A 17,705-nucleotide genomic window follows, 5' to 3' on the forward strand; every position below is an offset into this window, starting at 1 on the left:
CTGTGTCTTCAGCAGTCTATTACCAGAAAAGTTGCAAGCCTTAAAGATACGGGTATTTTGGTCAAATCCTTATTATTAAATTAAGAATTGTTTTAGCTTTTCAGATTGATATGATAAATGTTTAGATAAGATGAATAATATTTACCAACAGTTTAAGTCAACATTTATAAAGCTTTCATTAATTGTATTGCTAAACACTCTCTCCTTCCCAAGTTTAGCCTTAGCACAATCAGTTTTTTCTTTAGATACATTAAAAGCTGGACAAGGTTTTATCCTGCATAGTGATTCTGCAAGAGGTTACGCAGGAAACAGTGTAACTGTGGGTGACATTAATGGAGATAACATTGATGACCTCATTGTTGTTGCATACGTTTTGGAAGTCGAAAAACGCGCCACTTATGTTGTGTTTGGAAGCGAATCAGGCTTCAATCTGAATGTGCAGTATTCTGAACTAGATGGAACCAATGGGTTCAAAATAAATGCTGCAGGTAGAGGTATAACTACTGGAGATATTAATGGAGATGGTATTGATGATATAATTGGCATATCTCCTTCATTCGTTCTATTTGGGAAAAGAGATAGCTTTGAAGCTGAGTTTAATTTGGAAGAATTAAATGGTGAAAATGGATTTACTCTAACCAATTTTTATACCAATATTTCTAGACCTACATCAGTTTCCTCAGGAGATGTAAATGGTGATGGAGTTAAAGATATTATCATTGGTTCACCTAACCCGTCAGATGAATTCACCGGTACATATGGCCAAGTGTTTATCATTTTTGGTAAAGATTCTGCTTTTGATTCTGAATTTAGCCGAAATAGCCTGGACGGTGAAAATGGATTCACAATAAAAGCACCTGAATATTATCTATGGGAGCATTTTGGGCAATTCGTTACCAACGGTGACATTAATGATGATCAAATTGATGATATCGTTATAGGTACAGATAAAACTTTTATACTATTTGGCCGTCAGTCAGGTTTTGAATCTGAGTTTCAGCTGCCTGCTTTAGATGGTGAAAATGGTTTTGTTTTCGGCTCTTCTAAAGCATACTCTTTATACATGGAGGATATAAACGGCGATTCCGTAGATGATTTAATTATCGGGGAACCTTGGATATCCGTAAACAATTTCTTCCTTTCAGGCAGAGTTTCCGTTATTTACGGCTCTGAAGGTGGTTTCCAAGAACTTATTACAATTGATGATATAGATGGTGAAAATGGGTTTTACATAAACGGATCAGACAGTAATGAGTTGCTAGGTATTGTATCTGCAGGAGATATCAATGATGATGGTAAAAAAGACCTTATTGTTTCAGCCGGTAGTACTTACATACTTTTCAATAATGACAAGCCAAAAGCAGAAAATATGTTATCTGATTTTGACCAAAATGAATTATTAGAGATTGTTGGATTTAGCCCAGGCTTTTCGATTGCTAGTGGAGATATTAACAATGATGGCGCTGATGACGTTATCATCGATACATTTGAAAATAAGGGTAACACATATGTTGTTTATGGTTCAGAACAATTAATTGATTCATCGATTAGAAATGCAAACCTACCCTCTGATTTTATTCTGAATAACAATTTTCCAAACCCTTTCAACCCTACTACAAAAATAACCTTTGAGTTACCAAGATCTGCAGAAACTCAGTTAACAGTTTATGATTCTGTTGGTAGAAAAGTCACCACCTTGGTTGATAAAAATCTCAATGCTGGAGCTCATTCTTATAACTTCAACGCTGAGTTTTTAACAAGTGGATTATATGTTTACAGTCTAAAAATCGACGGTGAAGTTGTTAGTACCAAGAAAATGACTTTGATTAAATAATAGATAGAAACATGTTTATTCCCTTTCTATGGCTCACCTTTGGTCTAATACTACTCATCAAAGGAGCCGACTGGCTTGTTGAAGGAGCCACCGTTCTGGCTAAAAAATTCAACGTCTCTGATCTGGCGATTGGTTTAACCATTGTGGCATTTGGTACTTCCGCTCCCGAGCTGGTGGTTAATGTGATGGGCAGCATCGAGGGGCATCACGAAATTGTATTCGCCAATGTAATCGGCAGCAACAACTTTAACCTACTGGTGATCCTGGGTATTTCCGGCCTGATCACCCCACTTGTTGTTCAATCAAGCACCGTATGGAAAGAAATACCGTTCTCCCTTTTTGCTGCGGTGTTACTGTTTTTTCTGGCAAACGACTTATGGCTTCCGGGTTCTTACACGGTATCCCGTTTTGATGGATTCATCTTCCTGGCTTTTTTTGTTGGCTTCTTGTTCTACGTGTATAAACAGCTCTCTTCTGATCCTTCTGAAATACAGACTGAAAACAAATCATATACTCAGTTAAAAATCTGGGGATTTATTATTGTCGGGTTAGCAGGATTAGTTCTAGGCGGACGATTAGTAGTGAATAACGCCATCCAAATTGCGACTGTTTTGGGAGTTAGCGAAAAGATTATTGGACTAACCATTATCGCCGCCGGCACCTCCCTCCCAGCTTGCCACTTCAATAGTAGCGGCTATGCGCAAGAATGTTGACATAGCCGTAGGCAATATTATCGGCTCCAATATCTTCAACATTTTTTTAATTCTCGGAATAAGTGCTGTTGTTAAACCAATTGAATACAATCCGTCCTTTAATTCAGAACTATACCTACTTGCGGGCGGAACCTTATTCTTGTTTATCAGGATGTTTACCGGTGAGAAGAGAAAGCTGGACAGGTGGGAGGCCGGCGTATTGCTCATCCTGTTTATCGCCTACACAATGTACCTCATTACCTCTCAGCTATAGATCACTTTAGCCCAACACCCTAATCGAATCTGGAACGGTTTTCAAAAACCGAATTGTTCTGAAGCCACAAATCAACAGTAACAATTATCCGACTATTCATCCCGATGCGAATTTATTCATTGTTCATCGCCCTGATTATGCTTTCATCCGGCGTGCTGTATGCTCAAACTTCGGGCACCATAACCGGTACCGTTAAAGACGCCAAAACCGGCGAACCTCTGATTGGAGCTACCATCATTCTGGAGGGCACCAATCTCGGAGCAGCTACAAATGTTGAGGGGCGCTACACCATTAATAACATACCTACCAAAACATATAACGTGAAAGCTTCTTTTGTAGGCTTTATTACGGAAACCAAATTCAATGTTGTGGTCCGCTCGGCCGGAAACATTGAACTGAATTTTGAACTGAAAGAGAATGTCAGTGAATTAGATGAAGTAACGGTAACCCCCAATCCTTTCGAGAAGCTGGAAACCACTCCCCTTTCTATTCAAAATTTGAGTCAGGAGGAAATCGCTGCTTATCCCGGGGGTAATAATGACATCGCGAAGGTTGTTCAATCCCTGCCCGGCGTTTCAGGTTCGGTAGGTGGCTTTCGGAATGATGTGATCATCCGCGGTGGTGCGCCGAATGAGAATGTGTATTTTCTGGACGGAGTGCCTATTCCAAATATCAATCACTTTTCAACACAGGGTAGCGCCGGCGGACCGGTGGGGTTGTTGAATGTTTCTTTCTTTGAAGGAGTCACATTAACCGCCAGCTCTTTTGGTGCCGAATATGATAACGTGCTTTCCGGAATCCTGCAGTTTAACCAGCGTAACGGAAACCCCAGAGAGTTCACCGGCAATTTGAGAATCAGTTCCAGTGAAGCTGCCCTTACTGCAGAAGGTCCGTTATTCAAAGGTGATCAGGACATAGCAAATACAACTTTCATCGCTTCTGTTCGCCGCTCGTACCTGCAGCTACTTTTTGATGTTATAGGTCTTCCCTTTCTGCCCGATTACTGGGATTTTCAGTACAAGCTGAACCATCAAGTTAACCGCGATAATACCATCTACTTAACCGGCGTGGGGGCTATTGACGACCTGGCGATTAATGATCTCGAAGATTTTGACCCTGAGCAGGAAGCCATTCAAAACCAAATTCCGGTCATACGCCAAAATAGTAATACCGCTGGCATTGGCTGGAAAAGGCAATTCAGCGATAATTCCGGGTTCATGGAAACCGTGTTAAGCAACAATACACTGGGTAACCGTTTTTACCGCTACGACGATAACGTGAATGAAACCGGGCTGTATCTCAAAAATGAATCCCGGGAAACCGAAACCCAGCTTCGATATCGCGTGACCAAATTCTTAGGTAACTGGACCGCTTCGGGGGGCTTCCTGCTTATCAATTCAGATTACTCCAACAACACCGAGGATCTTGTCAATAACCGGCAATTTGAAACCGACCTGAATTTCTTTCGCTATGGGTTGCATGGTCAGGTATCATCAAACATGCTGAATAACCGGGTTAAATTTTCTCTTGGCTTACGCGCCGATGGCAACACGTTTACCGACACCGGCAATGAACTTTACCGCACCTTAAGCCCCCGCGCCTCTGTTTCCTATACATTTTCTGAAAACCGGGACTGGACCGTGAACGCCTCGGTTGGCCGCTACTACAAAATCCTGCCTTACACCACCCTCGGATTTCAAGGCAATGACGGATCTTTCGCCAACAAATCAGCTGATTACATCCAAAGCGATCATGCTGTATTAGGGTTAGAATACCTCATCAATCAATCTTCCCGAATCTCTCTGGAAGGCTTTTTTAAAAAGTATGATGACTATCCCACCTCAACTACCGACAGCGTTTCGCTGGCTAACAAAGGCGGGGGATTTGAAGTTTTCGGCAGCGAGCCGGTTATCAGTGAGGGGAAAGGCAGAACCTATGGGGTGGAATTACTATTTCAGCAAAAGTTCACCGGAAATTTTTACGCCGTAACGGCATTCACCTTTTATAAAAGTGAATTCACCAACTTACTGGGCAATGATTATGATCCGGCCGTCTGGGATAATGGAGTTTTAATTTCACTGTTGGGTGGCTATAAATTCGGAAACAACTGGGAGGTCAGCGGTCGCTATCGGTTCCTGGGAAAAGCCTCGTATGCCCCGGTTGATCAACAAGCTACGCTGGATAACTACCCTGCTGTAATTAAAGACTTCAATGAATTGGGAACCGTTCGGTTAGACCCTTTCAGTCAGCTTGATGTGCGTATTGACAAGAAATGGAGCTTTCAAAAATTAAGTCTCGATCTGTTTGTAGAAATTCAGAATGTACTGGCTTCGGCAAATCCCTCTGAACCGAGATATGGCCTTGACAGAAACGAACAGGGAGAAGTGATTATGCCTAGGCAGTTGATAAGGGTGGATACTTCATCCGAAGGAGCGGTGCTGCCTTCAATTGGGATAGTGCTCAATTTTTAAAAAAGAAAAGGGAGTCGTTAAACTCCCTTTTTTACTTATTAGCTTTGGTGCTGAGCTTTAGTCAAGGAAAGTTACTTTCCCAGTTTCTAAGTCATAGAATGCACCGGCGATTACCACATCCCCGTTTCTTTCCAGCTCGGCAATCATGGGGCTGTCTTCTCTCATCTGCTCAATGGTATGGTTAACGTTGTTCTTTACAACTTCCGTTACGTAGTCATCATTATCTGTTGACTGTTCACCATCGTAATCAGCGGTCATTTCAACAGCCGGCTTAATCTTGCTCAGCATGGCCGTGATGTTCCCCATTTGCACATCATCGATAGCTGCTTTTACTGCACCACAGCTCTTGTGGCCCATCACTACGATTACCTTTGAACCGGCAACGGCCGTTCCGTATTCGGTGCTTCCAAGAATATCTTCATTCACGAAGTTACCGGCTACACGGGCCACAAAAATATCCCCCACACCTTTATCAAATACCTGCTCTACCGGTACGCGGCTGTCGATGCAGGAAATGACCACGGCTTCTGGATATTGTCCGTCGGTTGTAGCTTTCACCTGTGCCTGGTAATCACGAGGAGTCAGGTTATTGTTTACAAACCGTTCGTTTCCTTCTTTTAGGTTTTGGAGAATTTGTTCGGGCGACAAACTTGCTTGCTTATCGCTGGTTAATACTTCCTTATTCAACGTTTTTTCCTGGTTCATTTGTGGATTTGTATTGTTTTTGTTTGTGCATCCGATGATTAAAAATACAGCAGAAACTACTGCTATTGCAATTAATGATAATTTCTTCATGGTCATTGGTTTTGTTTTGATAGATAGAATAGAATAATGTCACCGAAGGATCATAAACTCTTACCCTTCAACTTCGCACTCTTAAAAAGGCGTCAGTGGTTACACGTTGTACCTTTTCTACACAGAAATGCTCTTCCTATGGAAAAATCACGAAGCGGTGACTAAATTTTGTGGACTACTTAGACCATGTCTGGCGGGGGGATAAGAACCGGTGGGGTGTATAGTTTAATCAATGATATAAACTCACCGGTAAGATGCCTGTCATTGTAAATGTACGTTGTAGCAATATCCTCATGCTCAATTTCATCTTCAGCCCCGGGTTCTTCAACAACATCCGGCATAGGGATAGCCGATGCCGTTGTAGAAACAGCCGCAGGGTTTGACGGAATCAACCAGTCAAACTCGTGCATCATCGAAAATGCAAAGAATAGCACAGTCGATAGCACCACCTGTAATATGTAGGGCTTTATGAGCTTCATGGGATTTAATTTGCTGTAAGAACTCAGGGTCTGAATCCAGAGTTCCCATAAAGTTCCAAGATTTTAGTAGGTTAATCAATCCTGAAAAACACAAATTATCATAAACACGAATGGACCTAAAAATCAACAACCACCTTTTTCTCATCTGCGGAGCGTCCAGCGGTTTTGGACGAGCCGTAGCCGAACGGTTAGTACAGGAAGAGGCCAAAGTTATTGCCGTTGCCCGGCGGGAAGAGAAACTCAAGGAACTAAAAGATGACTACCCGGAACAGGTTCAGGTTTTTGCCGGCGACCTGACCGACAATCAAATCCTGACCGAGCTGGAGGCTTTGATGAAAGGCCGGAACCTGAGTGGCGTTCTTATAAACGCCGGAGGGCCGCCCGCACTTTCAGCGCTCGAAACTTCCATGGATCAATGGGATGATGCATACCAAAATGTACTGCGATGGAAAGTAGATCTCACCAAACGGTTGGTTCCCATCTTCCAAAAACAGAATTACGGGCGTATTCTTTTTGTGGAAAGTCAGTCCATCAAGCAACCCATCCCTTCTTTGGTATTAAGCAATTCGTTGAGGGCCGCCGTTGCCGGTTTTGCAAAAACGCTTTCTCTGGAAATAGCTAATCAGGGTATTACTGTGAACCTGCTCGCGCCGGGGTCTCATGAAACGCCAGCCATTGAGAGAGTAATCCAGAAAAGAGCGGAAGAGTCCGGCAAAACATTGGACGAGGTAAAAGCAGACATGGAGGCAAGCATTCCGGTGGGCAGAATGGGAACCGGTGAGGAATTTGCATCGCTGGCTGCATGGCTGCTGTCTCCACATTCCGGATATGTTACCGGCCAAACCATCAGCCACGATGGGGGTAATATTAAAGGATTGTTTGGGTAAGCTGCTCAAAATAACTCACGCTGTTTTTTTAAGGTCATACTGAGCGATTAAGTATTATTTTTCTAAGACAGTTGAGCTCATTACGCTTTCGACCTCTTCTGTCTTCTCCTTACTAAGGAGAAGGACGCGTTGATAAAACTTAGCATCATGAACAAATACCTCAGCCATTATAAAATTAGAAAAAGTCTCTCCTTGAGAAGGAGTCTTGATTCTGGGGAGCCCGGATCACAAGCACGGTAATCCTATAATCAAGCTAATCAAGGTTCCTTAGTTTTTGAGCCTTGATTTACAGAATTGAAAGATTGCCTTGATTAAATCTAATCAGAATGCAACTTTGGTCATTGGAGCTTGAAATTCACTCCTTCCAACCCCTCTAATTCAACACCGTAAAGTAAGCCACGGCTTTGGGTTGAAAGCTTCGGAGGCGCAGCTCAAATTGTTCGGCTGTCTGTTGGATATCAGGAGTTACGAAGCCGGTAGAGTCTTCCAGGATTTTCGCATATGGAACGTACACCTCGTACGGCCTTATTTTCTCTACCTCCGCATACTGCTCGATGGGCACATCAAACCTGATGGTAACAGATGACGGATTATAGTTTACATTCTGTCCACGTGGCAACCCTCTGGTACGTATATACACAGTGGTTTCACCTTCGGTAAACTCTGATACATCTGCATTGTAGGTAATCTCATTCTCGGAAAGCTCTACCACACCAATTGCATCTTCAAGGGGCAGCGTAACTGAAATATCTTCCCGAATGCCTTCCAACCTCAGCGTATCCTGAACTTCCCATTCCGTAATATCTTCGATGCGTGATTGTGCCCCGGTAACGGTGATACTATCCGGACTGTACGTGGGCTCTCCAACTAATCCAAAACGGGGTTGAAAATTAAGGTCCGTGTTTATTTTTACCGGGACTCTCTTGGATATCTTCGGTTCCATATTCACCGACAACAGCAGGGGCTGAACCTTGGCCACATCTATTTCCTGCAGGTAACTCAAGCGCTGGCGAACCTGATCAAACAGGTTTATCTCACTTTCTTCGATGTTTATGACCACCGTAGGCGGATCATTATATAAGTTCAGCAGTTGCCAGCCATCACCTGAAACGCTCACCTGCACAAACTCGGGCAGGTCTTCCGTCAGGGCCATGTTTTCAGGCACATTTCCCGGTTCAACCGGAATGTTGATGGTGATGTTAAAGCTCCCACCCAAATTCACAATAAACCACAGCGAAATTGCCATGATGTAGGCTCCCACAAACACAACCACCTTTTCCCGCCTGATGAAACGCATTTCCGTTTCTTCGGTACCGGGCTTGGTGCCGGGCTTCAAAAAAGCCTTGAGCCGTCTAATAAATTCATTGTCTGTAATGTCAGCCATAGCCGAATATAGATGCAGGATTAAGGTTAATCAACTAACTGCGCACAATGATGTCGCCTATGACATCGCCTTTTACTTTAGCATTCAATTTTTTGGCGATGCTGAACCGGTTTCCGTGAATTTCATGCCGCCACGATGGATGTTTGACTCGCATCACCAATTTATTCCCTTCAAAGTGAAGATCTTCCACCTCCGAGGCCATTCGTTTGCCAACTATATCCTCAAAAGCCGATAAAATCATGCCCTGCTTAAGCTTCTTTTTCTGTGGAAATTTTTCCAGAAACTCTTCAAGAACGGACCCTAATGATTTTGGCGTATCAAATCTCATCTATCTAATCACCTCGTTTATTTCACCGGCTTCTACTTTATACAACCGGTTGTTTGTTCCATCAAAGGTAACATAATCTTCGAAAGGAACCGGATTGGCGGAAGTTATGAATATTTGACCTTTATGTTGTTGAAGGGCATCGAGTAAAATTTCTGTTTTACGGGGATCGAGGTCGCCGAATACATCGTCCAGCATCAGGATGGGCAAGTCGTCAAGTTCATCAGAATAATAGTGCAGCTGAGCCAGCTTCAGTGAAAGCGCAAAAAGCCGGTGCTGACCCTGCGATCCGTACCGGCGAAGCTCGAAATCATCCAGGTAAAAAACAATCTCATCACGGTGCGGACCAATGGTGGTGATCTCCCGTTCAATTTCTTTGGGTTGAGCCGATTCCAACTGCTCATAATATTCTTTCTCGATGGCTTCCACATCTCCTGACGGGGAACAAAATGTCTGGTACTCAAGGTTTGTCGTAAGGTCCATACCGGATATCATCGCGTAGTCTTTTTCCAGGTAAGCCTTCAGGTTTTCAAGCACTTCATAGCGTTTGGCAACAATACGGGCTCCTGCTTCCACCAGCTGAACATTCCATGGCTCCAGGTAAGCCTCCAGCACCGAAACCGGACCGCGGTATTCCTGCAACAACGAATTGCGTTGTTTCCGAACCCGCCGGTATTCAATCAGGTCACGAAGATATGCAGGTGAAATCTGACTGATAAATGCGTCGATGAAACTGCGGCGTTCTGTAGGTCCTTCCAGCGTCAACTTTTTGTCATCGGGAGTCAGAGTAACAACCGGGACCATGCCAATTAAATCTGACAGGCGCTCGAGTGGTGAGTCATTCACGAAAATCTTTTTCCCATCTCCGCGGGAATAGGAGCAGGAAACATCAAACTCCGAACGAATTTGTCCTTCAAAGTGGCCTTTAATCATGAAGTAACTTTCATCCTGGTTGACCACATACATATCGGTATTGGACACAAAACTTCGCGACATACACAGGTAATGGATGGCGTCAATCAGGCTGGTTTTTCCTGATCCATTTGGGCCGGTAATAACATTGAGATGAGGCGCCCAATCCACCTTGGTTTCCAGGTGATTCCGAAAATTAAGAAGTTCCGTGTGAGTGTTTCGCATACGTTACATGGTACGCATTCTGATGGTTTTACGCAGATTCATTTCACACAAAAAAGAGCCGCCTTTGGTAAGAAAGAACGGCTCTGAAAAAGCTACTATGTATTCAGTAAGAGCGATCTCAAAGCCATTCCTTACAAATTAATTTGTTTTCTCTGCTTTCGGAAAGCTGAAACCGATGCACCAACCCCTGCAGAGGCAAATAAAATCCCAAACAGTCCTACAAAAATGGAAATGGCCCAATTGAAAATACCTTTATCAATAATGGCATTGTTTGGGTTATCCGGGGCATGAAGCACTTCTACCACTTCACCCCTGCTGTATGAGGGTGGATTGCTGCCGGTATCGTGCCGGAAAGTGATGGCATCAAAAGAACCGTTCGGGGAATACTCCACGATAGGATAATATGTGTAGCCGTCATCACTCCGGCTTTCATGAAAATCAATCACGGTACCGGATGCAGGTATGGCTTCCTGTAAAAAATGATAGCGTTCTACTCCTAAATAAACTCCCAATGCCAGCACTCCCAAACCCACAAAGGTAAATACCGGTCCTACGATTTTGGTAGCCTTAGCTTGCTTTGTCTGTACTTCCTGAATTTTAGCAGGCTCTCTGATGATATTCTTTGTAGCGTCTTGGGTGTCTTTATTTGCGTTTTTTACTACTTCCTTCAGTTCATCCAGCGAGTCGATTCCTTTAGACTTTAGCATTCTTCGAAAAGAAAAAGCAATCAGCATAAAGGTTCCTAAAGAGTACAGGATATTCCATACCGAGAAGTTGAAAATGGAAAAGAAGACAACACAAAAAATACCTCCAAAAACCATCAGGAAAAGCCCGGCATAATAGGGCATGTTGGACTTTAAACGGGGAGTTTTACCTGCCACGTAGATAACATCTACTTCCTGCCCTATTTGATATGAAGGATTGCTGCTCCCATATCTTCCGGTAAATTCACCAAAATAACTTTGCACCACCGGGTTATAGATAGTGCTTCCTTTGGAACCGGAGGAGGTTTTAAACCCGATTATTTTTCCCCTGGTTTCTGCTGCAATCCGCACATAGCTGATGTGGTCATAAATCAAATACAACCCCAGCCCGAATACAAAACTTCCGATGATGAAGAATAAAATTTCCATGCCCCACATTTAACAAAACTGCATAAAAAAAGCCATCACTAATGTGACGGCTTTCTTTGTGTTAAGTACCTGGTTTCTTAGAGTCCAAAGGCATCATGCCCCAGGAAAATGGCTGAGTCGCCCAGCTGCTCTTCAATACGAATCAGCTGATTGTATTTTGCAATTCGGTCGGTACGGCTCATGGAACCAGTCTTAATCTGGCCGGCATTGGTAGCCACAGCAAGATCCGCGATGGTCACGTCTTCCGTTTCACCAGAACGGTGAGAAATTACGGCGGTGTAGCCATTCTTGTGAGCCATCTCAATGGCATCCAGGGTTTCGGTAATTGTACCAATCTGGTTTACTTTGATGAGAATGGAATTTGCAATGCCTCGTTCAATTCCGGTTGCCAAACGCTCAGTATTGGTCACAAACAAGTCATCACCAACAAGCTGTACTTTATCACCTACCGCTTCCGTAAGCTTTTTCCAGGCATCCCAGTCGTTTTCAGCCAGTCCGTCTTCAATAGAGATAATCGGGTATTTTTCTACCCACTCACTCCAGAACTCAACCATAGCATCGGTATCTTTTTTGGAACCGTCACTCCATTTGAATTCATACAAACCGGACTTGGTGTTATAAAACTCAGAGGCAGCCGGGTCGAGAGCAATCAGAACATCTTCTTCCGGAGTATAACCGGCTTTCTCGATGGCTTTCAGAATTACTTCAACCGCTTCTTCATTGGATTTCAGGTTTGGAGCAAAACCACCTTCATCCCCTACAGCGGTACTGTATCCTTTTTCAGACAGCACTTTTTTCAGGTTATGGAATACTTCAGCTCCAATTTGAAGGGCATTACTGAACGACTGAGCTCCTGCCGGCATAATCATAAACTCCTGCAGGTCCACGCTGTTATCCGCGTGGGAGCCTCCGTTAATGATATTCATCATCGGCAGCGGCATTACTTTGGCATTCACTCCGCCAACATATCTCCAAAGCGGCATTCCCAATTCTTCAGCCGCAGCTTTAGCCGTTGCCATAGACACACCGAGGATGGCGTTTGCTCCAAGCTTGGCTTTATTCGGGGTTCCGTCCAGCTCCAGCAGCAAGTCGTCTAAATCAATCTGCCCAAAAACAGAAAGGCCGCGAAATTCTTCAGCTATGATCGTATTTACGTTATCAACCGCCTTTAAAACACTTTTACCCAAATAGTAATCCTTGTCTCCATCGCGTAATTCAACGGCTTCATGTTCGCCCGTTGATGCGCCTGAAGGAACGGCAGCCCGACCAACGGTACCCGTATCCAAAGTTACATCTACCTCTACGGTTGGGTTACCCCGCGAATCGATCACCTGTCTTGCATGAACGTCTTCAATAAAACTCATTTCAATTTCTCCGATTAATAGTTAGTGAGATTATGCTTTAAAGGTACTACGATTTAACATGTACTTAAAGCCATTTCACATGAAGTTTCGTAACTTTGTTGAAGATTATATTAACTCTAAACCATTTTTTGCTTTGTCCCCACATCCCTGGATTATTCTTTTTGATATTGACGGTACTCTTCTCTCAGTAAACGGCAGCTATAACCGAACCCACCTCCGCAGAATTCTGGATGAACTCGGGATTGACTATCCGGATATGGAAAACGATTCATTTTCTGGGAGAACGGATCACGATATTTTCACTTCTTTCTTAGTGAATCATGATTTTGATGAAGAATTATACCAGCAATACAAATCACTCTATCTCGATTATTTGCAGAATGTGCTGCTCAAGAAAAAGGAAATGGTAACACGGCTTCCGCATATCGATGAAGCACTGGAGTATTTTTTTGACGGGGATTTTATCTGTGGACTTTTGACGGGCAACTACCCACAGGCTGCTCAAATTAAATTGCAGGCTGCTGATATTAAACGGGATTTTTCTTTTGGCGCCTTCGGTGAGTTGGAAAAAGACAGAAATAAACTGCCTCGTATTGCAATGGATCAGTTTCATAAACTTTACGATACCAAACCTGATCCATCTCGTTTTATAATTCTGGGTGATACCCCACGGGATGTTGAATGCGCTAATAAAGCCGGCATGAAGTGTGTAGCAGTAACGACCGGAAATTACAGCAGAGATGAACTTTCAGAACACCGGCCTGATTTAATCATTGACAACCTGGCCAATCCCGATCAGTGGTTCGGGAAGGTAGCCGCAGCTGATTAAGCTACCACATCCAGCCAAAAATAAAGGTGATCTGCGCGGTGCCGAAGTATTTTCGGGGATCGTTGGCTTTTTCCAGTGGAGCCTGACCTACGCTACCATCGCCCAAAAGAACCGGAACCGCATTTATATCTGAAAAACCACATGGGTTAACCGGCTGCTGATTGATCCTGCTTAAATCGGGCTGGCAAGGCTCCAGCACCTGTATTCCATCCGAGAAGTAATTCATCGTATAACCAAACTGTACACTCGACAGGTTGGCAAACTTCTCTCCGAAATCAACACCTATCACAAATTCCCCGCCAAAGCCCCAATGGGTTTCTGAATCACCCCAGCCGGAAAATACATCGTTCACTCTTTCTGACCGGCCATAAATTCCGGTATCATTTTCACGAAAACCATTTTCGGTTACATCATTAAAATAGGCATAAGAAACGGCGAAAGTAGGTCCGGCACTCAGCGAGCTATACACTCTGAAATTGTCGGAAATTTCATCGGCAAAAAATCTTTTCTTCAACCCTATATATAAAGGAACAGCCATCACCCGCTGATACTTCTCCGGAACGGTTTTAAATCCAAAAGTATAGTCAATGAATGTTTGCTCGGTAGGATCTTTGAGGCCTGTCATTTTCAATGTAATCAAGGCTTCGGTATAGGAATTCAACCCAAAACGAAACTGCCCGCCGGCGCCTACACCGAAATCATTTAGCGAAAAATTAAAGCCAAAACCTGTTCGGTATCCTTCATCATATAAGTTCCTCGGAACTTCCTTTTCCTGCACTTCCGGCTCACCAAATTGTGCAAAAGCATGATTTCCAACCCAAAAAAGAGAAAAGAGAAGCGTAAAAAAGATCAATTTTTTCATCAAAAAAGTGGGTTTATGAATGTTTTGAGTGCATTGTCAGTTTTGTAAACGAAAATTTGTCCTTTTTCTTATTGCCTTAAAGCAATAACCTGTTATTTTCAGCACAAATTTCGATATACACACAACATTCCTTTAAAATAATTAATTCAAGCTACAAAGCATGAATTCACACACAACTTATTTTGTATTTGGGCCAACTGCAACGCTTCGCAGAATGTCTTCTAAATTATTCAAAGAACATCCGCCCAAATTTTTGTACGAATACTCACCCGAAGAATCTTCAGAAACGATTTATGTAGCTGTTTATGAAGAGTATGAAAAACAAATCAACTCCAGTGTTACCCTTACCTGCATTGTGGAAAGTTTGGGCAAGCACAACAAAATTGTTCTGAAGAAAACCGGCGGACGTATGGGCTTCCGCGGAAGCTCACTCTCTGAAGAGCGAAATGTAGAGTCTAATGTAATCGACTTTATTTTGGATTTCTCCAAGCGCCATGGTTTAACCCTTCAGGAAGAACAGCCGCCAAAGCAAGCCGAGGAAGAATAGTCCATGCCTAAGGCACCCTCCGAATGGACGGTTCTTAGCATGCTGGAGTGGGCTACTGAGTTTTTCGAAGAAAGAAATGTCAAGTCTCCTCGAATGAGCATTGAGTGGCTCCTTGCCGATGTGCTTTCTGTAAAACGGCTGGATCTTTACTTGATTTACGATCGTCCGCTTACTGCTGAAGAACTGGATGTGCTACGTCCATTGGTTAAACGACGAGCTACGCACGAGCCCCTACAATATATCACCGGCCATACCGACTTTTATAATGTTCGCATATTCGTGGAACCCGGGGTTCTAATCCCCAGGCAGGAAACTGAAGAGTTGGTGGCCTGGATTCTGGAACTTTACCCAAAAGGTGAAACATTCTCGGTACTGGATGTTGGGACCGGCTCCGGCTGTATTCCTGTAGCATTGAAAAAAGCCAGGCCGGAATGGGATCTTTTTGCCACTGACATTTCAGACAAAGCATTATCGGTTGCCAAAAATAATGCCTCGCAAAGCGAAGTCGATATCAGCTTTGCGCGAGATGATATTTTTAATCCACAAGCTTTTTCGGATCGCACATTTGATCTCATTATTTCGAACCCCCCTTATATCCTGCACAGCGAAAAATCTACTCTCGACAAAGAGGTAAAAGATTATGAACCTGAAGAGGCCTTATTTTGTGAATCTACAGTTCAAATGTACGGGGCATTGGAGCAGCTGAGTTCGGGGGCATTATCTGCCGATGGAACCGTTTTTTTAGAGCTTCATGAGGATAATAGCGGGGAAGTACTGGATCTGTTTGAGCAGGCAAATTGGTCTGCTGAATTGAAAAATGACTACGGTCAAAAAACCCGTTTTTTAAAAGCAAAAAAAGCTTGATTTAAAGTTCAATTTTATACTTGTTTTCGAGCGGCCTCACATCAACATGTAAATGTGGAAAACTTGTGGAAAAATAATTAAAAATAACTTTTCGGCTTTGTGATTAAGGTTAATTCAGTGTTACGGCATTGTTAACCGCTGTCAAGAAGAACTTTAGAATTTTTTATAGAATCAGCTAAGTAACTGCCACACATGTGATTACTTATTATTTTACAATGTGGATAACTTTTCGAAAATAGGTGCTCTGCCGTTTGACAAGTGCCCGATAAATTGCCATTTTCTCAGCAGAACAAAATCAGCACATACACATCTTCCTGTGGATAACTGGTTTTGGTTTGATCTGACAATATTAAGTACACCTGTAAGGGGGATTAGGGAAATTGCACGAGCTTTCGGTTGAATCGGCATGGGATAAATGCCTGGATATTATTAAGGACAACATCAGCTATCAGAAGTATAAATCCTGGTTTGAGCCGATTAAGCCGGTGTCTCTGAAAGACAATACGCTCACCGTTCAGGTGCCCAGTCAGTTTTGGTACGAATGGCTGGAAGAGCACTACTATAATATGCTACGCTCTACCCTCGCAAAAGTACTCGGCCCGGAAGGTAAATTAGAGTACTCCATTGTTATGGAAAAGTCGGACCAGTTTGAGCACAACCGCTCGGTCCGAATGCCACAACGCCCTATGGGTCCGGTGCAACCTCAGGAATCAAATGGCTATCCAGAGTATCACGCTGATCGCATCGAAAATCCTTTTGTGATTCCGGGCATCCGAAAAACAAAAATCGATTCCAACCTCAATAACAATTACGTATTTGAACGCTTTATTGAAGGCGACTGTAACCGGCTTGCACGCTCAGCAGCCATGGCCATTGCTGACAACCCTGGCAGCAATTCTTTTAACCCGTTTTTTGTCTATGGGCCTACCGGTTTAGGAAAAACGCATTTGGTGCAGAGCATTGGTAATAAGATTAAGGAGAAGTTCGGAGAAGAGAAGTCCGTCCTTTATATATCTTCGGAAGCTTTCACTAACGAGTTTGTACACGCCATCCGGAATAACCGCGCCAGCGAGTTCTCCATGTTCTACCGAAATATTGACGTATTAATGGTGGATGACATTCAGTTTTTCAGCGGAAAGGAAAAAACTCAAGAGGAGTTCTTCCACATTTTTAACGCTCTTCATCAGGATGGAAAACAGATCATTTTAAGCAGTGACCGCGCTCCTAAAGATGTACCTGATATTGAAGAACGCCTGATTTCCCGCTTTAGCTGGGGATTGAGTGCCGACCTGAAGATGCCGGAATACGAAACCCGTTATGCTATTCTTGAGCGCAAGGCAAACGATAACGGCATCGAGATTGACCCGCAGATTATTGAGTTCATCGCTCATAACTTCAAATCAAACGTTCGGGATTTGGAAGGAGCCATTATCAAACTCCTCGCCCACGCTTCCCTGCAGAATATTGATGACATCGATCTTGCCATGGCCAAGCGCGTGCTTAAAGACATGGTAAAAGAGTCGAACACACAGATTTCTATTGAATCAATTCAGAACTATGTGTGTGATTATTTCGGAATAGACACCAACAAAGTGCGTGAGAAAACCCGGAAGCAAGAAATCGTGGAAGCGCGACAGATTGCGATGTATTTATCCAAGAAGTTTACGAAGTCCAGCTTAAAGACTATCGGGCTTCACTTTGGGGGTCGTGATCACTCTACGGTTATCCATGCAATCTCTACAGTGGAAGAACGGATTTCGACCAGTGCCAAACACAAGCGCATGGTAGAAGAACTACATCAGCGTATTGAAGTAGCCAGCCTGTAATT

General features: G+C 43.4%; 17 protein-coding genes. 9 read left to right on the forward strand and 8 right to left on the reverse strand.

Annotated features, from left to right (window positions below; translation table 11 throughout):
* Positions 1-130: 130 nt before the first annotated feature.
* From NM125_RS04925 to NM125_RS04935, 4 genes are all read left to right on the forward strand, one after another.
* Positions 131-1,834 (forward strand): T9SS type A sorting domain-containing protein, encoded by a 1,704-nt coding sequence (locus NM125_RS04925; protein ID WP_255133422.1) that lies wholly within the window; start codon positions 131-133, stop codon positions 1,832-1,834.
* An 11-nt stretch (positions 1,835-1,845) separates the two neighbouring features.
* Entirely contained in the window at positions 1,846-2,547 is a 702-nt protein-coding gene (locus NM125_RS04930; RefSeq protein ID WP_349294166.1) for a sodium:calcium antiporter, read from the forward strand.
* Positions 2,531-2,800, forward strand: a complete 270-nt coding sequence (locus NM125_RS15960; protein WP_349294167.1) for a sodium:calcium antiporter — start codon at positions 2,531-2,533, stop codon at positions 2,798-2,800. The genes NM125_RS04930 and NM125_RS15960 overlap by 17 nt, the downstream gene beginning before the upstream one ends.
* Positions 2,801-2,904: 104 nt before the next feature.
* Positions 2,905-5,271: a TonB-dependent receptor gene (locus NM125_RS04935; RefSeq protein ID WP_255133423.1), complete on the forward strand. Its 2,367-nt coding sequence runs from the start codon at positions 2,905-2,907 to the stop codon at positions 5,269-5,271.
* Between the two features lie 57 nt (positions 5,272-5,328).
* Here the strand turns inward: NM125_RS04935 and NM125_RS04940 are convergent, their stop codons facing one another.
* Both NM125_RS04940 and NM125_RS04945 read right to left on the reverse strand, forming a co-directional pair.
* Complete coding sequence (locus tag NM125_RS04940; RefSeq protein ID WP_255133425.1) at positions 5,329-6,066, reverse strand: carbonic anhydrase family protein; 738 nt, start codon at positions 6,064-6,066, stop codon at positions 5,329-5,331.
* 179 nt (positions 6,067-6,245) lie between these two features.
* Entirely contained in the window at positions 6,246-6,545 is a 300-nt protein-coding gene (locus tag NM125_RS04945; RefSeq protein ID WP_255133428.1) for a hypothetical protein, read from the reverse strand.
* Positions 6,546-6,655: 110 nt separating this feature from the next.
* Here NM125_RS04945 and NM125_RS04950 point away from each other — a divergent pair, with 110 nt between their 5' ends.
* Complete coding sequence (locus NM125_RS04950; protein ID WP_255133429.1) at positions 6,656-7,432, forward strand: SDR family oxidoreductase; 777 nt, start codon at positions 6,656-6,658, stop codon at positions 7,430-7,432.
* Between the two features lie 373 nt (positions 7,433-7,805).
* Here NM125_RS04950 and NM125_RS04955 read toward each other — a convergent pair whose 3' ends face one another.
* The 5 genes from NM125_RS04955 to eno all read right to left on the reverse strand — a co-directional run bounded on the left by NM125_RS04955 (position 7,806) and on the right by eno (position 12,775).
* Positions 7,806-8,816 carry a CdaR family protein gene (locus NM125_RS04955; protein WP_255133431.1) on the reverse strand — a complete coding sequence of 337 codons (1,011 nt, stop codon included), beginning with the start codon at positions 8,814-8,816 and terminating at the stop codon, positions 7,806-7,808.
* 34 nt (positions 8,817-8,850) lie between these two features.
* Positions 8,851-9,144: a DciA family protein gene (locus tag NM125_RS04960; protein ID WP_255133433.1), complete on the reverse strand. Its 294-nt coding sequence runs from the start codon at positions 9,142-9,144 to the stop codon at positions 8,851-8,853.
* Complete coding sequence (gene recF / locus NM125_RS04965; protein WP_255133435.1) at positions 9,145-10,278, reverse strand: DNA replication/repair protein RecF; 1,134 nt, start codon at positions 10,276-10,278, stop codon at positions 9,145-9,147. It lies immediately after the preceding gene.
* A gap of 131 nt (positions 10,279-10,409) precedes the next feature.
* A complete protein-coding gene (locus tag NM125_RS04970) occupies positions 10,410-11,411 on the reverse strand; it encodes a DUF3592 domain-containing protein (RefSeq protein ID WP_255133437.1) in 1,002 nt (333 codons plus the stop codon).
* 77 nt (positions 11,412-11,488) lie between these two features.
* Positions 11,489-12,775 (reverse strand): phosphopyruvate hydratase, encoded by a 1,287-nt coding sequence (eno, locus tag NM125_RS04975; protein ID WP_255133438.1) that lies wholly within the window; start codon positions 12,773-12,775, stop codon positions 11,489-11,491.
* 79 nt (positions 12,776-12,854) lie between these two features.
* Here eno and NM125_RS04980 point away from each other — a divergent pair, with 79 nt between their 5' ends.
* Positions 12,855-13,604, forward strand: coding sequence for an HAD family hydrolase (locus NM125_RS04980; protein ID WP_255133440.1), 750 nt, complete (start codon positions 12,855-12,857; stop codon positions 13,602-13,604).
* A 1-nt stretch (position 13,605) separates the two neighbouring features.
* Here NM125_RS04980 and NM125_RS04985 read toward each other — a convergent pair whose 3' ends face one another.
* The gene (locus tag NM125_RS04985) at positions 13,606-14,466 is read right to left on the reverse strand and encodes a hypothetical protein (protein WP_255133441.1); all 861 of its coding nucleotides are present in this window, start codon (positions 14,464-14,466) and stop codon (positions 13,606-13,608) included.
* 160 nt (positions 14,467-14,626) lie between these two features.
* Between NM125_RS04985 and NM125_RS04990 the strand changes: the two genes are divergently transcribed.
* From NM125_RS04990 to dnaA, 3 genes are all read left to right on the forward strand, one after another.
* Positions 14,627-15,013, forward strand: coding sequence for a hypothetical protein (locus NM125_RS04990; RefSeq protein WP_255133443.1), 387 nt, complete (start codon positions 14,627-14,629; stop codon positions 15,011-15,013).
* Positions 15,014-15,016: 3 nt separating this feature from the next.
* On the forward strand, positions 15,017-15,877 hold the full coding sequence (prmC, locus tag NM125_RS04995; RefSeq protein ID WP_255133444.1) for a peptide chain release factor N(5)-glutamine methyltransferase: 861 nt from the start codon (positions 15,017-15,019) through the stop codon (positions 15,875-15,877).
* Positions 15,878-16,257: 380 nt separating this feature from the next.
* On the forward strand, positions 16,258-17,703 hold the full coding sequence (gene dnaA / locus NM125_RS05000; protein WP_255133446.1) for a chromosomal replication initiator protein DnaA: 1,446 nt from the start codon (positions 16,258-16,260) through the stop codon (positions 17,701-17,703).
* The last annotated feature ends 2 nt before the right edge of the window (positions 17,704-17,705 follow it).

Origin of the sequence: Gracilimonas sediminicola, assembly GCF_024320785.1 — a bacterium.
In the GTDB taxonomy this organism is placed as follows: domain Bacteria; phylum Bacteroidota; class Rhodothermia; order Balneolales; family Balneolaceae; genus Gracilimonas; species Gracilimonas sediminicola.

Excerpts from the sequence above, each read along its gene's own strand:
- NM125_RS04925 (WP_255133422.1), top strand. The coding sequence starts at position 131 with ATGAATAATATTTACCAACAGTTTAAGTCAACATTTATAAAGCTTTCA.
- NM125_RS04930 (WP_349294166.1), top strand. The coding sequence starts at position 1,846 with ATGTTTATTCCCTTTCTATGGCTCACCTTTGGTCTAATACTACTCATC.
- NM125_RS15960 (WP_349294167.1), top strand. The coding sequence starts at position 2,531 with ATGCGCAAGAATGTTGACATAGCCGTAGGCAATATTATCGGCTCCAAT.
- NM125_RS04935 (WP_255133423.1), top strand. The coding sequence starts at position 2,905 with ATGCGAATTTATTCATTGTTCATCGCCCTGATTATGCTTTCATCCGGC.
- NM125_RS04940 (WP_255133425.1), bottom strand. The coding sequence starts at position 6,066 with ATGAAGAAATTATCATTAATTGCAATAGCAGTAGTTTCTGCTGTATTT.
- NM125_RS04945 (WP_255133428.1), bottom strand. The coding sequence starts at position 6,545 with ATGAAGCTCATAAAGCCCTACATATTACAGGTGGTGCTATCGACTGTG.
- NM125_RS04950 (WP_255133429.1), top strand. The coding sequence starts at position 6,656 with ATGGACCTAAAAATCAACAACCACCTTTTTCTCATCTGCGGAGCGTCC.
- NM125_RS04955 (WP_255133431.1), bottom strand. The coding sequence starts at position 8,816 with ATGGCTGACATTACAGACAATGAATTTATTAGACGGCTCAAGGCTTTT.
- NM125_RS04960 (WP_255133433.1), bottom strand. The coding sequence starts at position 9,144 with ATGAGATTTGATACGCCAAAATCATTAGGGTCCGTTCTTGAAGAGTTT.
- recF (WP_255133435.1), bottom strand. The coding sequence starts at position 10,278 with ATGCGAAACACTCACACGGAACTTCTTAATTTTCGGAATCACCTGGAA.
- NM125_RS04970 (WP_255133437.1), bottom strand. The coding sequence starts at position 11,411 with ATGGAAATTTTATTCTTCATCATCGGAAGTTTTGTATTCGGGCTGGGG.
- eno (WP_255133438.1), bottom strand. The coding sequence starts at position 12,775 with ATGAGTTTTATTGAAGACGTTCATGCAAGACAGGTGATCGATTCGCGG.
- NM125_RS04980 (WP_255133440.1), top strand. The coding sequence starts at position 12,855 with ATGAAGTTTCGTAACTTTGTTGAAGATTATATTAACTCTAAACCATTT.
- NM125_RS04985 (WP_255133441.1), bottom strand. The coding sequence starts at position 14,466 with ATGAAAAAATTGATCTTTTTTACGCTTCTCTTTTCTCTTTTTTGGGTT.
- NM125_RS04990 (WP_255133443.1), top strand. The coding sequence starts at position 14,627 with ATGAATTCACACACAACTTATTTTGTATTTGGGCCAACTGCAACGCTT.
- prmC (WP_255133444.1), top strand. The coding sequence starts at position 15,017 with ATGCCTAAGGCACCCTCCGAATGGACGGTTCTTAGCATGCTGGAGTGG.